Origin of the sequence: Pandoraea aquatica, assembly GCF_902459565.1 — a bacterium.
Classification (GTDB): domain Bacteria; phylum Pseudomonadota; class Gammaproteobacteria; order Burkholderiales; family Burkholderiaceae; genus Pandoraea; species Pandoraea aquatica.
Genome location: NZ_CABPSN010000001.1, coordinates 184,117 through 203,874 on the forward strand (window position 1 = coordinate 184,117; position 19,758 = coordinate 203,874).

At 64.8% G+C, this 19,758-nt stretch carries 14 protein-coding genes; 6 read left to right on the top strand and 8 right to left on the bottom strand.

Features of this window, described 5'->3' with window-relative positions:
- Nucleotides 1-286 precede the first annotated feature (286 nt).
- Both PAQ31011_RS00690 and PAQ31011_RS00695 read left to right on the top strand, forming a co-directional pair.
- Nucleotides 287-2,317, top strand: coding sequence for an NADPH-dependent 2,4-dienoyl-CoA reductase (locus PAQ31011_RS00690; protein WP_150574024.1), 2,031 nt, complete (start codon nucleotides 287-289; stop codon nucleotides 2,315-2,317).
- Nucleotides 2,318-2,529: 212 nt separating this feature from the next.
- Complete coding sequence (locus tag PAQ31011_RS00695) at nucleotides 2,530-4,341, top strand: GGDEF domain-containing protein (protein ID WP_174989838.1); 1,812 nt, start codon at nucleotides 2,530-2,532, stop codon at nucleotides 4,339-4,341.
- Nucleotides 4,342-4,396: 55 nt separating this feature from the next.
- On the opposite strand, the gene PAQ31011_RS00700 is transcribed toward PAQ31011_RS00695, so the two are convergent.
- The gene (locus PAQ31011_RS00700) at nucleotides 4,397-5,779 is read right to left on the bottom strand and encodes a CoA transferase (protein ID WP_150574820.1); all 1,383 of its coding nucleotides are present in this window, start codon (nucleotides 5,777-5,779) and stop codon (nucleotides 4,397-4,399) included.
- Between the two features lie 239 nt (nucleotides 5,780-6,018).
- Here PAQ31011_RS00700 and PAQ31011_RS00705 point away from each other — a divergent pair, with 239 nt between their 5' ends.
- Nucleotides 6,019-7,230, top strand: a complete 1,212-nt coding sequence (locus PAQ31011_RS00705) for a citrate synthase family protein (RefSeq protein WP_150574026.1) — start codon at nucleotides 6,019-6,021, stop codon at nucleotides 7,228-7,230.
- A gap of 39 nt (nucleotides 7,231-7,269) precedes the next feature.
- On the opposite strand, the gene PAQ31011_RS00710 is transcribed toward PAQ31011_RS00705, so the two are convergent.
- Nucleotides 7,270-8,847 (bottom strand): PepSY-associated TM helix domain-containing protein, encoded by a 1,578-nt coding sequence (locus tag PAQ31011_RS00710; RefSeq protein WP_150574027.1) that lies wholly within the window; start codon nucleotides 8,845-8,847, stop codon nucleotides 7,270-7,272.
- On the opposite strand from PAQ31011_RS00710, the gene PAQ31011_RS26825 reads away from it, so the two are divergent.
- Nucleotides 8,846-8,980 carry a hypothetical protein gene (locus PAQ31011_RS26825; RefSeq protein WP_281349958.1) on the top strand — a complete coding sequence of 45 codons (135 nt, stop codon included), beginning with the start codon at nucleotides 8,846-8,848 and terminating at the stop codon, nucleotides 8,978-8,980. The genes PAQ31011_RS00710 and PAQ31011_RS26825 overlap by 2 nt on opposite strands.
- An 8-nt stretch (nucleotides 8,981-8,988) precedes the next feature.
- Here the strand turns inward: PAQ31011_RS26825 and PAQ31011_RS00715 are convergent, their stop codons facing one another.
- Nucleotides 8,989-9,426 (bottom strand): DUF2946 domain-containing protein, encoded by a 438-nt coding sequence (locus PAQ31011_RS00715; RefSeq protein ID WP_150574028.1) that lies wholly within the window; start codon nucleotides 9,424-9,426, stop codon nucleotides 8,989-8,991.
- Between the two features lie 65 nt (nucleotides 9,427-9,491).
- A complete protein-coding gene (locus PAQ31011_RS00720; protein ID WP_150574029.1) occupies nucleotides 9,492-10,946 on the bottom strand; it encodes an HD domain-containing phosphohydrolase in 1,455 nt (484 codons plus the stop codon).
- A gap of 157 nt (nucleotides 10,947-11,103) precedes the next feature.
- Between PAQ31011_RS00720 and PAQ31011_RS00725 the strand changes: the two genes are divergently transcribed.
- The gene (locus PAQ31011_RS00725) at nucleotides 11,104-11,886 is read left to right on the top strand and encodes an alpha/beta fold hydrolase (protein ID WP_150574030.1); all 783 of its coding nucleotides are present in this window, start codon (nucleotides 11,104-11,106) and stop codon (nucleotides 11,884-11,886) included.
- A 237-nt stretch (nucleotides 11,887-12,123) separates the two neighbouring features.
- Nucleotides 12,124-13,161, top strand: coding sequence for an alpha/beta fold hydrolase (locus PAQ31011_RS00730; RefSeq protein ID WP_150574031.1), 1,038 nt, complete (start codon nucleotides 12,124-12,126; stop codon nucleotides 13,159-13,161).
- Between the two features lie 66 nt (nucleotides 13,162-13,227).
- On the opposite strand, the gene PAQ31011_RS00735 is transcribed toward PAQ31011_RS00730, so the two are convergent.
- The 4 genes from PAQ31011_RS00735 to PAQ31011_RS00750 all read right to left on the bottom strand — a co-directional run bounded on the left by PAQ31011_RS00735 (nucleotide 13,228) and on the right by PAQ31011_RS00750 (nucleotide 19,721).
- Entirely contained in the window at nucleotides 13,228-14,250 is a 1,023-nt protein-coding gene (locus PAQ31011_RS00735; protein WP_150574821.1) for a SphA family protein, read from the bottom strand.
- Between the two features lie 17 nt (nucleotides 14,251-14,267).
- Nucleotides 14,268-16,934, bottom strand: coding sequence for a fused MFS/spermidine synthase (locus PAQ31011_RS00740; RefSeq protein ID WP_150574032.1), 2,667 nt, complete (start codon nucleotides 16,932-16,934; stop codon nucleotides 14,268-14,270).
- A 94-nt stretch (nucleotides 16,935-17,028) separates the two neighbouring features.
- The gene (locus tag PAQ31011_RS00745) at nucleotides 17,029-18,600 is read right to left on the bottom strand and encodes an arylsulfatase (RefSeq protein ID WP_150574822.1); all 1,572 of its coding nucleotides are present in this window, start codon (nucleotides 18,598-18,600) and stop codon (nucleotides 17,029-17,031) included.
- 62 nt (nucleotides 18,601-18,662) lie between these two features.
- Entirely contained in the window at nucleotides 18,663-19,721 is a 1,059-nt protein-coding gene (locus PAQ31011_RS00750; protein WP_150574033.1) for an HAD family hydrolase, read from the bottom strand.
- Nucleotides 19,722-19,758: the final 37 nt, after the last annotated feature.

A 19,758-nucleotide genomic window follows, 5' to 3' on the forward strand; every position in this document is an offset into this window, starting at 1 on the left:
CCGGCCGCCTGGCCGCGTTACCGCCAGCTTGCTTGGGGCGACCAAGCGGCGCTGCCGGTGCCTTGCCAGTCAGCCGGTAGAACACGTTCACGAGCTCGGAATTAGTGTGAACAGGCCCTAACGACTCTAATCGCACTATGCAACGGGTTGCATAGTCGTCGGGAAGCGCTAGAATCGCCATCAAACTATGCAACCGGTTGCATAACCGGATATGCACGTGGTCATCCCCCAATCCCACAAGACCCACGGTCCGCCATCTTCGGACCGGACGACGAGAGAGACAACCATGAGCGCGACAAGCGGCTATCCCCACCTGATGCAGCCCCTGGATCTGGGCTTTACGACGTTGCGCAACCGCGTGCTGATGGGTTCGATGCACGTTGGGCTGGAAGAAGCCCGCAACGGCTTTGCCCGGATGGCCGAGTTCTATGCCGAGCGCGCCCGTGGCGGTGTGGCGCTGATGGTGACGGGCGGCATTGCGCCGAACGAGGCGGGCCGTCCGTACGCAGGTGGTGCCAAGCTCAGCACGGAAGACGAAGCAGACAAGCATCGTGTCGTGACCGATGCGGTTCACGCCGCCGGTGGCAAGATCGCCATGCAGATCCTGCATTTCGGCCGCTACGCTTACCATCCCGATCTCGTCGCCCCCAGCGCCTTGCAGGCCCCCATCACACCGGCCAAACCGCGCGAACTGACGAGCGACGAGGTCGAGGCGACCATCGACGACTTCGTGCATTGCGCGGCACTCGCGCAGCGTGCGGGCTACGACGGCGTCGAGATCATGGGGTCCGAGGGGTATCTCATCAACGAGTTCATCGCCGCCCGGACCAACCATCGCACCGACGCGTGGGGCGGCAGCTACGAGAACCGCATGCGCTTTCCGGTGGAAATCGTGCGCCGGGTGCGTGAGCGTGTCGGACGCGAGTTCATCATCATCTATCGTCTGTCAATGCTAGATCTGGTCGAGGGCGGCTCCACCTTTGACGAAGTCGTTCGGCTTGCCCGTGCAATCGAGGCTGCCGGGGCGACGCTGATCAACACGGGCATCGGCTGGCACGAGGCTCGCATTCCGACGATCGCCACGAGCGTGCCGCGCGCCGCCTTTGCGTGGGTGACGGGCAAGCTCACGGGCCACGTGGGCATTCCGCTCATCACTACCAACCGCATCAACATGCCGGAGGTGGCCGAGCGGATACTGGCGGACGGCGAGGCCGATATGGTCTCGATGGCGCGCCCGCTGCTGGCCGATCCCGAGTTCGTCAACAAGGCGGCCGCAAACCGTGCGGAGACGATCAACACGTGCATCGGCTGCAATCAGGCGTGTCTCGACCACACGTTCAGCGGCAAGATCACTTCGTGTCTGGTCAACCCACGCGCGTGCCACGAGACCGAGTTGCGTATCGAGCCGACTGGGCGTCGACGTCGGGTGGCCGTTGTCGGCGCAGGTCCTGCCGGGTTGGCGGCGGCCACGGTCGCGGCGCGACGCGGACACGACGTCACCCTCATCGAAGCCGATGCCGAGATCGGTGGCCAGTTCAATATGGCCAAGCGTATTCCCGGCAAGGAAGAGTTCTACGAGACGCTGCGTTACTTCCGGCACGAGCTGGACGCCAGTGGCGTCAACATCCAACTGAACACGCGCGCGACAGTGGATTCGCTTAGCCGTGGCGGCTATGACGACGTGGTCCTCGCGACCGGCGTTTTGCCGCGCACGCCGGACATCGAAGGCGTCGATCATCCGAAAGTGCTGCGCTATATCGATGTGCTTCGCGGCGGGGCCGAGGTCGGCCGAACCGTCGCGGTGCTCGGTGCTGGCGGTATCGGCTTCGACGTGGCCGAGTTCCTCACGCAAGCGGGCGAGAGCGCCACGCTGGTGCCCGAGAAGTTCTACGCCGAGTGGGGCATCGATCCGTCGTACGCCCATGCGGGCGGCCTGCGTCCTCCCGTGCCCGAGACCTCACCACGCAAAGTCTTCCTGATGCAGCGCAAGACCTCGAAGGTCGGCGACGGTCTGGGAAAAACCACCGGCTGGATTCACCGTACGTCGCTCAAACATCGCGGCGTGGAAATGATCCCGGGCGTGACCTATCGGGGTATCGACGACGAGGGGCTTCACGTCACCATTGACGATGCGCCGCATGTGCTGCCCGTTGATAACGTAGTTTTGTGCACGGGGCAGGAACCGCTGCGGGAATTGGCTGATGGTTTGCAGGCCGCAGGCGTGCGTGTGCATGTCATCGGCGGGGCCGATGTGGCGGCGGAACTCGACGCAAAGCGCGCCATCAAGCAAGGCACGGAGCTGGCGATCGACCTATAAGTTTAGGGAGCTACACGGGGTGCGGCATACCGTTGTGCGACAATGGCACCTCGTGATTTCTGCCTTCCATTGGCGGTTTTTGCGATGCCAAGCGTATGTGCCAAGTGCCGGGCACGACGTTTCCGAGGCATGCCCCGGATTGCCGCCGTCACGGGGCATCCGTCGCGGCCTCAGTGGGACTCCGTACCGTGTGGCCGACGGTGTCATCGTCAATGAAGCGCAAGTTACTTTCGGCCATTTCGCTCACGGGCCGTCTCCGGTTACAGAATCTCGCCATCGTCTGCGCCGTCGTCGTGCTTTGCAGCGGCCTGCTGTCTGTAGTGTGGGGAACGTACCGGCAGGCCAGTGACGCAGCGCTTGCGCTCGACGCCTTGCGCGCGACGTTGCTGGCGATGGAGAAAGCGTCTGCCGAGCGCGGACCCGCCAATGCCGTTCTGGGGGCGGACCTCCCGCTGCCTGCATCGTCTGTCACCGCATTGCGCAACGCGCGCGAAGCAACCAACGAGCGACTTGAGGAACTGCTCTCGGCGTTGTCGTCGGACGACTGCAACCAATGCGCAAGCGGTCTGCGTGCTGTTGAGCGGGCACGGCTCGATCTCGCTGCGGCGAGTGCCAACGTCGATCTGTTGGTGCAGCGCCCGCGCGAACTGCGCAGCGACGCCTCTGTGCGCGATGCCGTCGAGCGCATGGTTCGCGTGATCGCGGACTTCACGCCCGTGGCGTCGTCGCGCATCGATATCGTGGCCCGCGGCGCACCGGGTGCACTGCATTACGTCATCCTCGCGCGGCTTGCGGCCGATCTCCGGGAGTACGCCGGACAACTCGGATCGCACTTCACCGCCGCACTCACTACCCGACAGACCCTGACCGAAGCCGATCAGCGCGCCATCGAGCGCACGCTCGGCCGTATCGATCAGCTGCGCGACATGATCGGTGCGCGCGTGAACGAACCGCCGGAACTGGGCCCCGACACGTTGAGCGTCCTGAACGCTCAATACTTCGGGACAGGGCTGCATTACGTAGCGACGGTTCGCACGCTGGCGGCACAGCCGAAGCCGCCAGTGCTCACGACGGCTGAGTTCGCCCGCCAGTATGTGCCGACGATGCGCGCCATCACCGATCTGCGCGACAGCATGCTGCGGCTTGCACAACGTAAGGTCGAGCAACAACGTTCCACGGCGTTGCGATGGCTGATCCTGACATCGTTGGCGGAGACGGCGTTGGTATTCGTCATCATCGTCGCGATGCGCAACTTCCGGCGCACCGTGGTGCTGCCGTTCGAGTCCGCCACCCGCTTCGTCGACGAACTTGCACAGGGCAACCTCGATGCAACGGTGCCGGTCGACGGCGTTCCGATGAAGCGCTCGCAGGTACGTGCCGTGTTCGACGCGTTGCGTGTGCTGCGGTTGAACGCCGTCGAGCTGGTGCAGTTGCGCCGCGAGCGCGCGCGACTGGTCGGCGAGCTGGAGATGAGTTCGGATACCGATCCGCTCACGCGCCTGATGAACTGGCGCGCCTTCGAGCGTCAGGCGCAGGCGCTGTGCGCCATGCGCACGCCCGGCCACATTGCGCTGATCAAGTTCGATATCGACAACTTCACGCAAATCAATGCCGCGTGGGGCCACAGCGTGGGCGACGACGTGCTGCGCCGTGTGGGTGCCGTCTGTTTGAACACCTGCCAACCGGGGGACGTCGTGGCGCGGCTCGGCTCCGATGCGTTTGTGATTCTGGCGCGCGTGCTCGACGAATCGCGCGCCCGGCAGTTCGCGGAATTGCTGCGCGGACGTATCGAAGCGACAACGCTTGCCTTGCCGAACGGAGAAAAGCTGACGCTGTCCGCCAGCTTTGGCATCGCGATGGCGGATCCCGCCACCTTCGACGCTTCCGTCGACGCTTCCGTCGACATTTCCATCGACCGCGCCGGCTCGCGCACCGGTGCCCCCGTGAGCGTGTCGGCCTTGCTGAGTCAGGCGGAACGCCAGTTGCACGCGGCGCGTCAGGCGAAGCGGCACGCCATCGACTGACGGCAGGGCGTGCGGATGGGGGCGCGGCAACGACCGCACCCCCCATCGCAGACGATTACGCCCACTGCGGCGTCGCGGTTCCCAGGGCCAGCGCGGGCAATGCCCAGTCGACGGGCGTGCCCACCACCGACATCGGCGTCGCAACGCGCCGCACTGGCCCCCACGACGTGTCCTCGATGCGCGGCGACAGATCGTCTGTCGTCTCGGCGGCCAACGGTGGCGGTGCGTTCTCCGGCGTACGGTGCGTCACCAGCAAGCTGGCCGTTCTGGCCAGCGAAGCCTTCACCGAACTTCCGACGCCCTGCGTCTGACGAAGGGCCAGCGCGTGCACGGCCGCTGCGGCCATCAGGTATCCGGTCGCGTAATCGATGCCTTGTCCGGGCAAAGGGACCGGACGTTCGGCACCTGCGGCGCGCATTCCGGCATCGGCAATTCCCGCGCTCATCTGCAGCAGACTGTCGAAGCCGCGTCGTGCGGACCACGGTCCTTGCCATCCGTAGGCGTCGAGCGAGACGTCGATCAAGGCCGGATTGAGTTCACGACGTCGCGCGGCACCGAGTCCGAGATGTTCCAGTGCGTCTGGACGATAGCCGTGAACGACGATGTCTGCGTCCCGCAGCAATCGTTCGAGTGCTTCGCGCCCGTCGGCGTGCTTGAGGTCGAGCCGAGCGCAGCGTTTGCCGAGCACGACTTCGGGCACCGTGCCGGGCTCGTCCCAGCCGGGCGGGTCGATGCGTAACACCTGTGCACCGAACCCTGCAAGGAAACGAGTGGCCGTCGGCCCTGCGAGGATGCGTGTCAGATCCAGCACGCGAATGCCGCTCAGCGGCCGTTCGCGCATGGGCTGCCATGTGTCGCGTCGCGTGTTGTCTGCGCGTGCGGTGTCGAACGTCTCCCAATGCAACAAAGGTTCTTTGGCGACGGCCATTCCGTGCGGATGTTCACGCCATTGCGAGAGCGAACGCATGGCGGCGGCGCAACCGCCTTGCGCCACGACGGCCGCTTCGAGCGCATCGGCCTGCCACGTCGAAACGATCCGCGCGACGGCGTCTCTATCGGCGTCTACGCCCAGTACCGCCAGTGCGGCCGCCCGATGATGCGGGGCGTTGGTATGCAGTCGAATCCAGCCGTCGGCCGTCCGGTAGTCGCCTGCAATCGGATCCCACATAGGGGGCGAGGACCATCCCTGCGCGCGCAACGACGTCTGAAACCAGAACGACGACAGCCGCCGATCGACATTGACTTGCGGCGCAACCGCGTGTGCGCCAAGACCGTAGTCACCTGACGCGCCTGTCGTGAGGCCCGCCACGGCGAGGGCCGCTGTGGCGATCGAGGCGGTCGCGAAATCGGTGTACGGAAATGTGCAGGGCAATGCACCGGTGCCGCTCAGCGTGAGATCGGTCTGCGCGCGCTTGCCGCCGTCGACGGCATGGCGCATTTCGCGCAGGTACGACGCGACCACACCGGTGTCTTCCGACAAGGGAAGCGCGAGACTGGATGTCGCGAGGGAAGTCTCTGAAACAGGGGAACGCATGGGAAGTCCTCGAACGATTCGATACGTGGCATCGCAATGAGTCGCGATGCAAGACTGCCGGCGCATTGAAGCTTAAGCCGATGGATTTTATTGTCAATATTGATTAACTTAATCAATCTGTTGGTCATCCACCGGTTTCGACGATGCAATACTTCACTGCGAAACAAGCCGCCGAGCATCTCGGCGTGTCGCTCCAGACCCTCTACGCGTACGTCAGTCGTGGCCTGCTGCACGCCGAGCCCGGCAAGACGCATCGCGACCGTCGCTATCGCGCATCGGATGTGGAGCGTCTGGCGACGCAACGCACGCGCGGCCGCAAGCCGAAGGAGGTGGTCAAGGCCGCGCTCGACTGGGGCATGCCGGTACTGGAGTCTTCCATCACGTTGATCGAAGACGGACGGTGCTATTACCGGGGACGCGACGCGTTGCAGATGGCGCAGACGGCCTCCGTCGAAGCCACGGCGGCGTGGTTGTGGCAGTGCGACGAGGCGTCTGCATTCGGCGACGACGCAACCGCCTCCATCGAACACCTCACCGCCGACTGGCCGGTGATGTTGCTTGAACGGTATCGCGACCGGCGGGCCGAAGACGCATTGCTGCCTGCCTTCACCGTTGCGAGCGACGACGCGTCCACCGCGATCTGGCAACGCGATCCCGTGCGTGTTGCGCAGGGCAGCGCCGCGTTGCTGCGTACGATGACGGCTTGCTTGCTGGGCACACTGCCTAGCCACGCGCCGATCCACGAACAATGTGCCGCCGCGTGGGGCGTGAAAGAGGCTGAAGGTGCTGACCTCATCCGCATGGCGCTGGTGTTATGCGCGGACCATGAGCTGAACGCATCGAGCTTCACGGCGCGCTGCGTGGCATCGACCGGCGCGAGCTTGCGGGCGGCCATCGTCGCGGGGCTTTCCGCGCTGACCGGCGGCCGTCATGGTGGCACCACCGCACGCAATGAAGCGATGTGGGACGAAGTCGGTGAGATCGATACCGCCGCGCGTATGCGCGAGCGATTGGCGCGGGGGGAGAAGTTGCCCGGCTTCGGCCATCATCTCTATCCGGCGGGGGATGTGCGGGCGAGTGCGATGCTCGCGCGGGTGTTACCTGCGAATCCCGCGTGGCAAACCATGATTGACTCGGCCGACGCGCTGATCGGCCAGCGCCCGTCGCTCGATTTCGCGCTCGTGGCGGTGCGCCGTCATCTTGAGTTGCCGGTCGGGGCCGCGTTCGGTCTCTTCGCGCTCGGGCGCACCATCGGCTGGATCGCGCACGCCCGCGAGCAGCGCGAGAGCACACAACTGATTCGTCCGCGTGCCGCCTATGTCGGCACGCGACCCGAAGAGTCGCCATCGATCTGAGCGACACCCGCGACCTCGCGCGGGCGTCGCCGAAGGGGACTACGCCCCCGACCGTCGTCCGAACACCGCCCGGTCGCCGGCCCAGACGAGCGCCATCGTCGCGCCCATGAGCGGGAAGACGCAGCCGAGCGCCACCATACCTGCGGTCCATCCGCGCATCGGCGGACGCGTCTGCGGGCGCGACGGCGCACCGAGCGTTCCGAGCGTGAATGCGGGGCGTCGCATCCACCACATGATCGCGCCCGTCACCGCCATGGCGAACAGGCCCATCGAAATCGCCGCGCACAGCCATTGATTGGCAACGCCGAAGTACCGGCCCATGTGCAGCGCGGTGCCGTATGAGACCGCCTGTGCGACGGCACCGTAAGCGTTGTAATCGATGTCGCGAAGCACGCGGCCGCTGTACTGATCGATGTGAATCGTGCGCTCGGCCTTCGGGTCGGCGGGGAAGTACGACACGGTGTAGACGCCGTCCGGGCGCTTCGGTACGACGAGGCTGTAACCGCTTTGCGCCCCCATACGCGAGGCAATGGCCATCACGGCATCGACGGGCAACGCACCTTCTGCGCGCAACCCGGCGGGCGACAGACCTGCGTCACCCGAAGCGCTGTGCCCGTTGTGGGCAGCATGTTCGTCGGCCTGTCCCTTGGTGTCCTGCGCCGCGTGGTTCATGCCCGGCATGTTCGCCGTCCCGGCCATCCCCGGCATTCCGGCCATGCCATCGGCACTGGCAGGCGGCGTGGACTGCGGGACCTGCGTGTTACCCACGGCCCACGGAATCTGGGCGATGGGCAGATCGTCCATCTTCATGGGCTTTACCGGCACTTGTGAGCGCACCGGTGCTTCGCCCCAGACGCCGGGCGGCGAGCCCATGCCGATCTTCGACGTCAGCACCTTGAACTGTGCGCCCCACGAGCCGGACCACGGTAGCCCCGACAGCACGAACGCCAGCCCGCCGACGGCCAGCCACAGGCCCGCGACACCGTGCAGATTGCGCAGCAGCGGCCGCCCGCGCAACTGCAAACGCGGACGCAGCGCATTCGCCCACGTTGCCCCGGCACGCGGCCACCAGAGCGCGAGGCCGGTCACGAGCATGACAAGCGTCCAGCAGCCCGCCAGCTCCATGAGCAACTCGCCGGGCTTGCCCAGCATGAGCGAGCGATGCAGCGCGCGTGCCTGCGCCATCAGCCGGTGCTCGACGCTGAGTGTGCCGAGCACGGCACCGGTGTACGGATTCAGATAGACGCTCTCGCGCTCGCCACTGGGCAGACGGAAGATGAATTCTGCGCTGCGCGTCGGATCGCGATTGACTTCGACGGAGCTGATTTTCGCCCCTGAGGGCAGCGCCGCCGCTGCGCGCTCCATCAGCGTCTGCTCGGCCAGACGTGGCTCGCTGGACGCCGCGACGGTCAGCCGATCGTGATAAAGCCACGATTCGATCTGCGGCTGGAAGACGTAAATCGTGCCGGTGATGGCGAGCACCATGAGCCAGGGCATCACGAAGAGACCGGCATAGAAGTGCCAGCGCCAGAGGGTGCGGTATTGACCGGCGGCGGCCGTCGGTTGCGCTTCACGCGTGTGAGGCGTCTGGGAGTACGGCGGATGAGAGGTCTGCATGTTGCGACGATTCCGTCTCGTGTCGCCACTGCATGGCAGCGGCGCGCGCATGCCGCTGGCGCAAACGTCAGACAGGCATTGGGCGCGAATGAAGAGCGACACCGTCACCGGACGTGGCGAGGCATCGGACTGAACGCGAGATCAGGAAATGGCAGGCGGGGCACGCGCAGGCGGCGTGTAGGCGAACTGAGTGTTCGACGGGACGGCCTTTGCAACCGGTCCGGCGCGTGCGATCCATGCGAACGAGATCGCACCGGCGAGGGCGGGCATGACGAGCGGCGGATGATTGGCGAGCAGCGAACAGTAGCCGCAAAGGTCGCCCTGATTCTCATGCGCGGCATGTGACATGCCTGCGCCGTGCGTTGCGTCGCTGTCGTGACCATGGACCATCGCCGTCATTGTCATGACGGACGACGCGTGCGTTGCACCGTCGACCGTGCAGAACGCGGCGTCCAGCAAATGCGTCTGTCCGGCCCGATGCGCAGCGAGCCCCTGACTGACGATCGGCATGCAAATCGCCAGCCACATGGCGGCGAGGCCGAGCCATGCAGTGAGACGTTTGCGGGAAGACGATGTCATGCGTCGAAGGGCCGTAGATTGCGGTGGGCTGGGGCGCTAAAGCCGGAATGCTATCACGCGAGGCGTCAGATCATGCCTGCCGTGAGTGCCTTGAGGGTCGCGGCCGCACGCGTCGAACAATCCAGCTTGCGGAAGATGCTCTCGACGTGGGTGCGCACGGTGCTTGGACTCAGGGCCAGCGCACGGGCGGCTTCCTTGTTGCTCAGCCCTGCGCTGATTTGACGCAGTACGTCGATCTCACGCGGCGAGAGCAGCGAGGCGGTGCCCGATGGCGTCGCGCGCGGGCGTACCGTTTGCCCCTGCGACGTCGCGACGACCGCCGCCACGATTTCCGCGTCGAACTTTCCGGCGGCGGCTTCGCGTTCGATCAGGGCCGACGCCTCGTCGAACGAATGGGGCGGCCGCCACGGACGCGTCGCCAGCAATGCTTCGAACGCGACCGACGTGGCGAGCACACGTTGCGGTGTCGTCAGCGTCGAACCCTCCACGCCACGGAAGTACCCGCTGCCGTCCAGCCGCTCATAGGCGTAGGACGCAAGGTCGGCCACTTGCCGTAGTCCGTCGATCTGTTTGGCGGCACGCGCGCTCCAGTACGGTACGAGGCGCACCTTCTCCCATTGATCGGCGGACAGTTTGCCGTCCGTCTCCCAAAGCCGGTTCGGCAAGGCAGCGCGACCGATGCCGTGCAACAGGGCCGCCGAGTGCAATTGCGTCTGATCGTCTACGTCGAGCGCCAGGCTTTGCGCCGTGCGCGACGCCAGGTCGGCCGTGCGACGCGAGAATCCTGCGAGCCATGGGAGCTTGAGTTCCGTGACATCCGCAAGCAGCGAGAGCGGCACGTCGACCTGACGATCGGACTCGGCGAGTTGCCATGTGCTGCTGTCGGGATCGGCGGCGTCCAGCGCATCCAGCCAACGGTTCGCCTGACGCAAGGCCGCGTCCACCAGCCGCGCGGGATATTTGGTGTCCGACTGACTGCGCAGGAAGGCGAGGGCGCTTTCGCGTCCGTGGGCGCGCGCCAGAATTTCGAGATCGCTGGCAACGTTGACGAAGAACACCGTCTCGGGAATCGCATCGCCATCGCGCCCGGCGGGCATGCCTTTCCCGTCGAAGCGCTCGAAGACGTTGCGCAGCGCCTCGACCACGCGCGACGGCATGCCCATCGTCGCGGCGACGTCACCCGACACTTCGCAGTGAATCAGGGCCAACGGCACGATGAGCGATTGCGTTTGTGCGGAGAGCGGCGGCAGTGTCTGCGCCATCATGGCCTCTCGCGCGGCAACGTCGTCGCCCAGCAACTCGGCAAAGCCACCGGCGTTCGCCGTGCAGCCGGACCAGCGCAGCAGTGCTGTCGCGCGGGCATGATTCTGCGCATCGAGATCGGCACCGCATTCCTGCGCGAGCCAGCCTGCAAGGCAGGCGGCGCGGCGTGAGTGGTCGGTCGAGCGGCCCATGCTGAGATCGCCGATGAAGGCGAGTGCAAGAATCGCGTCGGTGAGGCCGGCGGTGCTCGATGACATGGTGAACGTGGATGAGGGGCGCAAGGAAGGGGGCACTATCGGTCAACGGGCGTCTCTATCGGTCGATCGTCCGATACCGGCACGAGCGCGAGACGACGACACTGGCAACCAGTCGAGCCAACCTCGTGGCTCGTTTTCCCGAATCAAGGAGATTTCGATGAAACGCCATTCTACTCTCGCCACCATGTTGCTTAGCGCCGGTCTGCTGGGCGCTGCCGTTTCCGCACACGCCGCGCCTGCGGCCGCCGCCCGCGACGCCGCACCGTCCGTCGTGATCGTGCACGGCGCGTTCGCCGACGGTTCCGACTGGGCCAAGGTCGTCGGCATCCTTCAGGACAAGGGTGTCCACGTGACGGCAGTGCAGAACCCGCTTGACTCGCTCTCCGGTGACGTCGCAGCCGCCACGCGCGCCATCGACAATCAACCGGGTAAGGTCGTGCTCGTCGGCCATTCGTGGGGCGGCGCAGTCATCACCGAAGCCGGTAAGGACGACAAGGTCGCCAGCCTCGTCTACGTGTCCGCCTTCGCGCCGGACGCCGGTCAGTCGGTCGAAACGCTCTCGAAAGACCTGCCCAAGGCGCCGGGCATCGATCACATCGTGGCCGACGCCAGCGGGTGGCTGAGCCTGCCGCCGGCGGACGTCGCCAAGTACTTCGCGCAGGACGTGCCCGCCAAGCAAGCCCGTGTGATGGCCGCGACGCAAGGCCCGATCAAGGGTTCGGCGTTCGGCGACAAGATCACGGTCGCGTCGTGGCACCAGAAGCCGTCGTGGTTTGTGATCAGCCAGAACGACCGCATGATCAACCCGGAAGCCCAGCGCATCATGGCACGCACGATCGGTGCGAAGGTGACGGAGCTGCCGACGAGCCACGTGCCGCAGCAGTCGCGTCCGGCCGATGTGGCGAAGGTGATTCTCGACGCGGTCGCCAGCGTCAAGTAAGGCGTGAGGTTTGAGGGCGACGGGACGGCCAGAGCGCGGTTCCGTCGCCCCGATCCACCCCCGAAAACGCAGTTTTTTGAATCCGTATGTGTCACTTGTCCGGCCAGATACATTCGGACATAAACGACGATGAACTCCCCGATATAACTACGGGTAAGCGCTCGGCACGCACCGCAGGTGTGATGCAGGAGCTACCCCCGGCAGCCGCCGGAATATCACTCAGAGAGGTCATCAGTCATGTCGGATCCGGTCAATCTTCGCCGTCGTCGTCTTCTTGGCACCACGCTCGCAGGCGTCACGCTCGCCGAACTGGGGCTGTCGCAACTGGCTAACGCGGCATCTTCGACCGGTGCATCCGGCGCGGTCGGTGGACACACGTCGTTCGAAGCGATTCGTCAGATCGACGCGGGCGACCTGAACGTCGGTTACGCCGAAGCCGGACCGAAAAATGGCAAGGTCGTCATCCTGCTGCACGGCTGGCCGTACGACATTTACAGCTATGTTGACGTCGCGCCGCTGCTGGCCGCCGCCGGTTATCGCGTGATCGTGCCGTACCTGCGGGGTTATGGCACGACGCGTCTGCTCTCGGCCAGCGCCCCGCGTAACGGTCAACAAGCCGTGGTGGCGGCCGACATCATCGCCCTGATGGACGCGTTGAAGATCGATCAGGCCATTCTCGGCGGCTACGACTGGGGCGCACGCACGGCGAACATCGTCGCGGCGCTCTGGCCCGAACGCGTGAAGGCGATGGTCTCCGTGAGCGGCTATCTGATCGGCAGTCAGGCGGGCAATGCCGTGCCGCTGCCGCCGCAAGCCGAACTGCAATGGTGGTATCAGTTCTACTTCGCGACCGAGCGTGGTGCGAAGGGCTACGCCGCCAATACCGACGCGTTCAACAAGCTGATCTGGCAACTGGCATCGCCGAAGTGGCAGTTCGACGACGCAACGTACGCGCGCTCGGCTGCTGCGTTCCACAACCCCGATCACGTGGATATCGTGATCCATAACTACCGCTGGCGTCTGGGTCTCGCACAAGGCGAGGCGCGGTTCGATGCACTGGAAAAGCGTCTGGCGACGGCACCTGCGATCACCGTACCCACGATCACGATGGAAGGCGATGCCAACGGCGCGCCGCATCCGGCACCGGCCGCCTACGCGAAGAAGTTCACCGGCAAGTATCAGCACCGCGATATCGGCGGCGGCATCGGTCACAACCTGCCGCAGGAAGCCCCGAAGGCGTTCGCCGACGCGATTCTGGAAGTTGTCACACTGTAAGCCGGTTTGGCTTCACCGTCTGCGCGATGGGGCGGTGACGGTGAAGCCTGCGCGTACTGGTAGCGTTCAGAAAATCAGCGTCGCCGTCGCCATGAACGTCTTCGTGCTCTTGAGACGGTTCGTGGCAGTGATCGTCGGCACCCAGCGTGCCGAAAACGACAACGGGTGCTTGCCGTCGATCTTGGTGTCGTAGGTGACGATCGGCCCCAATGCGAAGTCATGCCCCCGGAAGCCATTGAGCTGATCGGCGGTCGGGCCGCTGTCGCTGCCCAACTGCTGGGTCGTCCCCATGACCAGCCCGACCCCCAGTCCGTTCGAAAACTTCTTCAGGCCCATGACGTCGAGCGTGAAGAGTGGGGCGTTCTGGTAGTTGGTCGCCGTGTTGCGGGTATAAAACTGCACGCCTGCGATGACGTCGAATTCCAGGCCGTAGGACGGCATGAACTTCGTGTAGGCGACCTGAGGAATGAACGTCCAGTTGTTCAGGCTCGGGTTCGCCAGCGCATTGGGATCGTAACGGCCGGTCGGTGCCCAGATTGCGACCGAGAACGACATGTGATCGGTCTGCGAGAAGTGGTAACCGGCGATGATCGGGGTGAAGGTGATGTCGAACAGATTCGACGCCGTCTGCGACGTCCCGAGCGAGTTGCCACGTCCGCCGCTCAGCGTCGCCGTTGTTTTGGTCCAAAGATAAGGCAGCGTGAAGCTCGACGCGAAGTTCCACGCGCCCGTGTCTGTCTTCCACGTCTTCATCAGCGTGGCGAGCGTGAACGACAGTTCGCCGTTCAGCCCCAGCGACGTCGTGCCGGCAATTGGTGCCTGACGGCTGCCGCCGATGTTCCCGTCGAAATAGATTTCCGCGATATTGACTGCCCAGATCGGCTCCGGTGAGACGACCCCAGCATTCGGCTGCACCCCGGTGCCGCTGACAGGACGCCCGAGGGCACCTTCTGTGGCGTTAGCGTGCGGTGTCGTGGCAGCAAGCGCGAAAAGTGTCGCGGCGAACGCCAGTGGTTTCCGGCATCGCCGGTCACGCACGGCGGACGTGTTTTTAGTCGACGAAGCAGGCAAGAGGCGCGATGGCAGCATGTTGTTAGCGTCGAGTGTCATGGGCGGGAACGGCTGTCGGTGTCCTGGCGTTGTCCTGCGAACCAGCGGAAGTACGGGTTATCGGCCTCCAGTTGTAGTGCGGTCCCCAACTGGCGTGCCCAGGTGTTGCGGTCACCGTCGAGGGCGGCCAGCGACGCACCGTAAAACGCCAGCAACGCCTGTCGCGACCGGGCGATCTCGGCGGTGAGCGCCTCGTCGGTGCCGGTCACAGGCGGTTCGCTTTGCAGTGCCAGCAGGTTGCGCAGCGTCGGGGCGAAGGCCTGACGTCCGACCCACGGCGCGTATTCGATGCGCGGATGGTCGTCGGTCACCGGTGCGGCATCTTCCACGTAGTACGCGAGTCCCGAGCGATCCGTCATCCATGTCGCCAGTAGCGCCCCCGGCGAATCGATGCCGACTTCCCGAAGCGATTGCGCCACGCCCGGCTGCGCGAAGCGCTGGCGAATCGAGGCGGCGTCGAGTACCAGCGGTGATTGGCCGCCGACGAGCAGCATTTCGTGCAGTTCGGTCGTCCAGAGGCTGGCGTGCGGGAAGACGGCAATGAAACTGGCGATGAGCGCCTTCGTTTCGGCTTCGTTCTGCGTAGGCAGCGGCAGCCATTGCGCGACAACGCCTCCGTCGTTCAGGCGTGACGATGCAAGCTTGTAGAAGTCGGTGGAGTAAAGGTTAGCGACCCCCGCAGCGCTCGGCGGCGGCGGTTCCAGCGTGATGAGATCGTAGCGATCCGTACTGCGCAGCAGTTCGCGACGGCCGTCACGCACGCGAATGTCCATGCGCTTGTCGTCGGCCACACCGTAGTTGCCTTTGAAGTGGGACGACGCCTTGACCACCGCAGGCAGGAGTTCTGCCGTCACGCGGTGCGTGAGCCCCGGATATTGGAGCAGGGCACCGGCTGTTATGCCTGTGCCGAGGCCGATGACCAGCGCGCTTTGCGGCTGTGTCTTGGCGACGATGAGCGGTAGCAGCGCCTGAAGCCGCATGTAGCGCAGCGACGTCATGGCGTCACCCGAATTCGATACGCCTTGTATATAGAGACGCTCGAACCGGTTCGAACCGGTTGACTGACGTAGCACGGCGACCGTCGCCCCCCGGCCTTCTTCATAGAACGTCAGCTCGCCACCGCGTGCGTCGGTCAGCAAGGTCGCGAGCCGCTGCGGTGGCGTGGCGACGGTGGCGCTGCCCAGCAGCACAGCGAGTCCGATAACGGCCCCACGCGCGACGTTCCCGACACCTGCACCGCGCCAGACGGCGACCAGTGCCACCACACACGCAATGCCCGCGAGCACGCCGAGCGTTCGCACCAGACCGAACGACGGGACCAGCCAGAAGCCCGTCGCGAGCGAGCCGACGATGCCGCCCGCCGTGTTGAGCGCGACGACACGGCCGACGCCCTGACCGACGTAACCTGCGTCCACCGCCAGACGCAATACGTAGGGAAAGGCTGCGCCGAGCAGCAGCGTTGGCAGGAAGACGATACCCAAACCAGCCACGAAAAAGCGTGCGCACATCGCGAGTGTGGCGCTTTGCGTCGTCGCATAGACCATGCTCGCGAGCTTGCCCTGAGCGACGAAAATCCAGTCGCCGAGCCCGTACAGCGTGACAGCGGCGACTACGCCCGCACCCGCGATCAGCAGCGCGAATACGCCCCACGGATCGCGGGAACGCTCTACGCGTCGCGCCACAAGGGCGCTACCGAGCGTCAGCCCGCAGAGATAGGTGGCGAGCACGATGGCAAAAGCAAACGCGCGGGTGCTCACGAATTGCACGATGGCTTGCGACCACATGACTTCGTAGCCGAGTGCGACACCACCGGCGACGGCGTACAACCAGAGCGCCAGCGTGCCCCGATGACGTGCAGACGATGCGGTAGCTTCGACTGTGTCCGCAGGACTTTCAACGCGCGCCGATGCCACCGGCATCGTCGCAGACGTGCGTCGCGACGCCACGACCGCTGCCAGCGCCAAAAGAACGTTCAGCCCGGCCGCAGCACTCGCTGTGCCTTGCATGCCGAACGACGGAATCAGCCAGAACGGTACCGCCAGCACGCCGACGACTGCGCCGATGGTATTGGCGGCGTACAGACGCGCCCCCGCATGCCCGATGTAGCCATCGATTGCGCCACGCGAGCGCATGAGCACCGGAAGTGTGCCGCCCATGAAGACGGCGGGCATGCCGACAAGCACGAACGGCAACGCCCACGCGGCGAGCCCCACATGGGCTTCGAGCCAGGCGAAGGGCGCTGCGGCGCGCGCGAGGATCAGGGTGCTGACGATAGCCGTCAGGGCCACGGCAGCTTCGAGCGCGGCGTAGAGCCGCATCGGGTTGGCGACGCCGTCGGCGCGCCGTCCAAAGTACCAGCCGCCGAACGCGAGGCCGCCGAAGAAGGCGCTGATCGCGATGGACACGGCATGGACTTCGACGCCCACGACGAGCGAGAGCTGCCGGATCCATACCATCTGGAAGACGAGCGCCGACGCCCCCGAGAGGACGAGCAACAACGCGGGCCATGCAAGCGAGGGCGCAGACGTGTTTGTCGGAAAGGTGGTGGCAGCAGGGGAATCGGGGGAAGCGGGTAAGGCAATAGCGGGCGACGCAGACGGCGATGCACCCTTGCGGCGGCCGCGAGGCGCAGGAATCGACGGAGAGGCCAGCAGATCGGTCATGGCGCGCAGTAGAGGTCGGAGGTCAGTCGGGTGAAACAACCCCGCCGGGCCGGAGGGACTTCAGACTCCGGCACGGCGAGGTCTACGGTCGGACTTACTCCAGTCCGCGGTTCTTGAAAGACTGATCGATCTTCTTGTCGACCTGCTTGCGCACCTGATCGATGCTGAAGCTCGCAGGCCGCTGGCTCGGCGGATAGTCGACGAATGTCTGGAGGAATGCCGCCGCCTTCAGGGTGCCGTTCTCCACGAGATAGACGTTCCGGGCAAGGAACTCGTTATACGAAGCCGAGGTGATGTCCGCTCGTTCGTATGGGTCCATTCGCAGGTTGTAGAGCTTTGGCAATCGCAGGCAGACGAACGGTTCCTGCCAGATGTTCAGATTGCCCGGCGCGCGCTGCTCGCAGAACACGACCTTCCAGTCGGCGTACCGCATGGCGACCAGTTCCCCGTCGTCATTGAAGTAATAGAACTCGTTACGCGCGCCCTTCGGCGCTTTGCCGGTGATGTACGGCAGTTGATTGAAACCGTCGAGGTGATTGCGGAACTTGGTTTTGTTGCCCTTGGGTGTCCAGCCCTTGAGCAATCGATCCTTCACGCCGTCGTCACCCGCTGCGGCGAGCAGCGTCGGGAACCAGTCGAGCCCCGAGAAGATCTCGTTGGACACACTCCCTGGCTTGATCTTCCCTGGCCACCGAACCATCGCAGGCACCCGGAACGCGCCCTCCCAGTTGGAGTCCTTTTCGCTGCGGAACGGCGTCATGGCCGAGTCAGGCCACGACCACATGTTCGGTCCGTTGTCCGTGGTGTAAATCACGATGGTGTTGTCGGCAATCTTCAGATCGTCGAGCAACTTGAGCAGTTTGCCCACGTCCTGATCGTGCTCCCACATACCATCGGCGTATTCGTTACCGACCATGCCGCTCTTGCCCTTGAATTCAGGGCGTACGTGCGTGTAGATGTGCATGCGCGTGAAGTTCATCCAGACGAAGAAAGGCTTGCCCGCCTTGGCCTGCTTCTGAATGAACTCCGCTGCCCGGCCACCGGTTTCGTCGTCGATGGTCTCCATGCGCTTCTTGTTGAGCGGCCCGCTATCCTGCACCTTGCCGTCGGACGTGCTATGAATCACGCCACGCGGCGAGAAATTCTTGACGAACGGATCGTTCGGGTCCTTCGGCCAGTACGGGCGCTCGGGTTCCTCTTCGGCGTTCAGGTGGTACAGGTTGCCGAAGAACTCGTCGAAGCCGTGTGCCGTCGGCAAGTATTCATTGCGGTCGCCGAGGTGATTCTTACCGAACTGAGCCGTCGCATAGCCGAGCGGCTTGAGTGCTTCGGCGATGGTGATGTCGGTCTTTTGCAGACCGGCAGCAGCCCCCGGTGCGCCGACCTTCGACAAGCCGGTGCGCAGCGGCGACTGCCCTGTGATGAACGAGGAGCGTCCCGCCGTACAACTATTTTCGGCGTAGTAGTCGGTGAAGATCATGCCTTCCTTGGCGACCCGGTCGATATTCGGTGTGCGATAACCGACCAGCCCGTTGGAGTAGGCGCTGATATTGCTTTGCCCGATATCGTCGCCAAAGATCACAAGGATGTTCGGGGGCTTGGTGCCGCTTTGCGCTGGCGCGTCGCCGGGCGCAACCAGCACGTACGCGGCCGTTACGGCGACCATCGCTGTGCTGGTAAAGCTGAAGACTCGTCTAAGTGAGAATGACATCGTCGTCTCCGGTGAGGTCATTGGGAGGGAAGCGGGAACACGGTGGCCCAGTCGTCCTTCATGCTCACGACGGTCCAGCCTCGGGTGACGGCGGCGTCCCATGCGCGGTCGAGCCGGCCGATTTTCGATTGACGGTCGTAGGCGAATTCGCGGACAGCGTCGTCGTGATGCACGAGCAGCGCCAGATGCGGGCCCTTGCCGGTGGTGGTGTACTCAAGCATTTGCAGATCGCCGTCGGAGTTGCCGAACGCGAGAATCGGCTTGCGCCCGATGCGTCGGTAGATGCCGACCGGCTTGCCCGGACCGTCGTCGACGAAGTCGATCTTGGGCTGACGGATGAGCTGCCCCTGGCCGTCACGGCCTTCATACTTGAGGCCTTCATCGGTGCCGATGACCTGTTCGGGCGGCACGCCGTACACGCGTTCGACCCACGCGCGCATGAACTGCGTTGTGCCGCCAGAGACGATGTAAGTCTTGAAGCCGTTCGCCCGCAGATACGTCAGCAGTTCGAGCTGCGGCTGAAACACCAGTGACGTATAGGGGCGATGCAACGTCGGGTGCTTTGCCGAGGCGAGCCATGCCTCGATGCGCGCGTCGTAGTCGTCGACGTTCATCCCGCTATTCGCCTGCGCGAGCAGTTCCAACAGGGGTTTCTTCTGTGCGCTCAGTTCGCGCAGATCACCGGCCATCAGCGCACGGAATGCGGGATTGTCTTTCCATTCCGGATGCGCCGCTGCCTGCGCTTTCACCTGATCGACCATGAAAACAAGCTGGAAGTACAGGGGTTGTTCGCTCCACAGCGTGCCGTCGTTATCGAACACGGCAATGCGTTCGGCCGGCGGGACATAGCTGGGTGCGCCGTCGCGGGTCACATCGGCCACGAAGCGCACGATGGTCTGCTTCGCCGCGCCGTCACGCCACGAGGGCAGGGCGTCGGTCGTGCGGGCAGACGACGATGCCGGTGCGGCGGCTTGCTGCTCAGGCGGCGTCGGCGTCTGTGTTGCGCAGGCCGCAAGCGACAGCGCCACCACGACGGCGGTCGCAGCCCGACAAAAACGCGAGCGAAGTCTTTCCATCCCCCAATCCTTGATCGTTGTAATGGTGCTAGTTCGT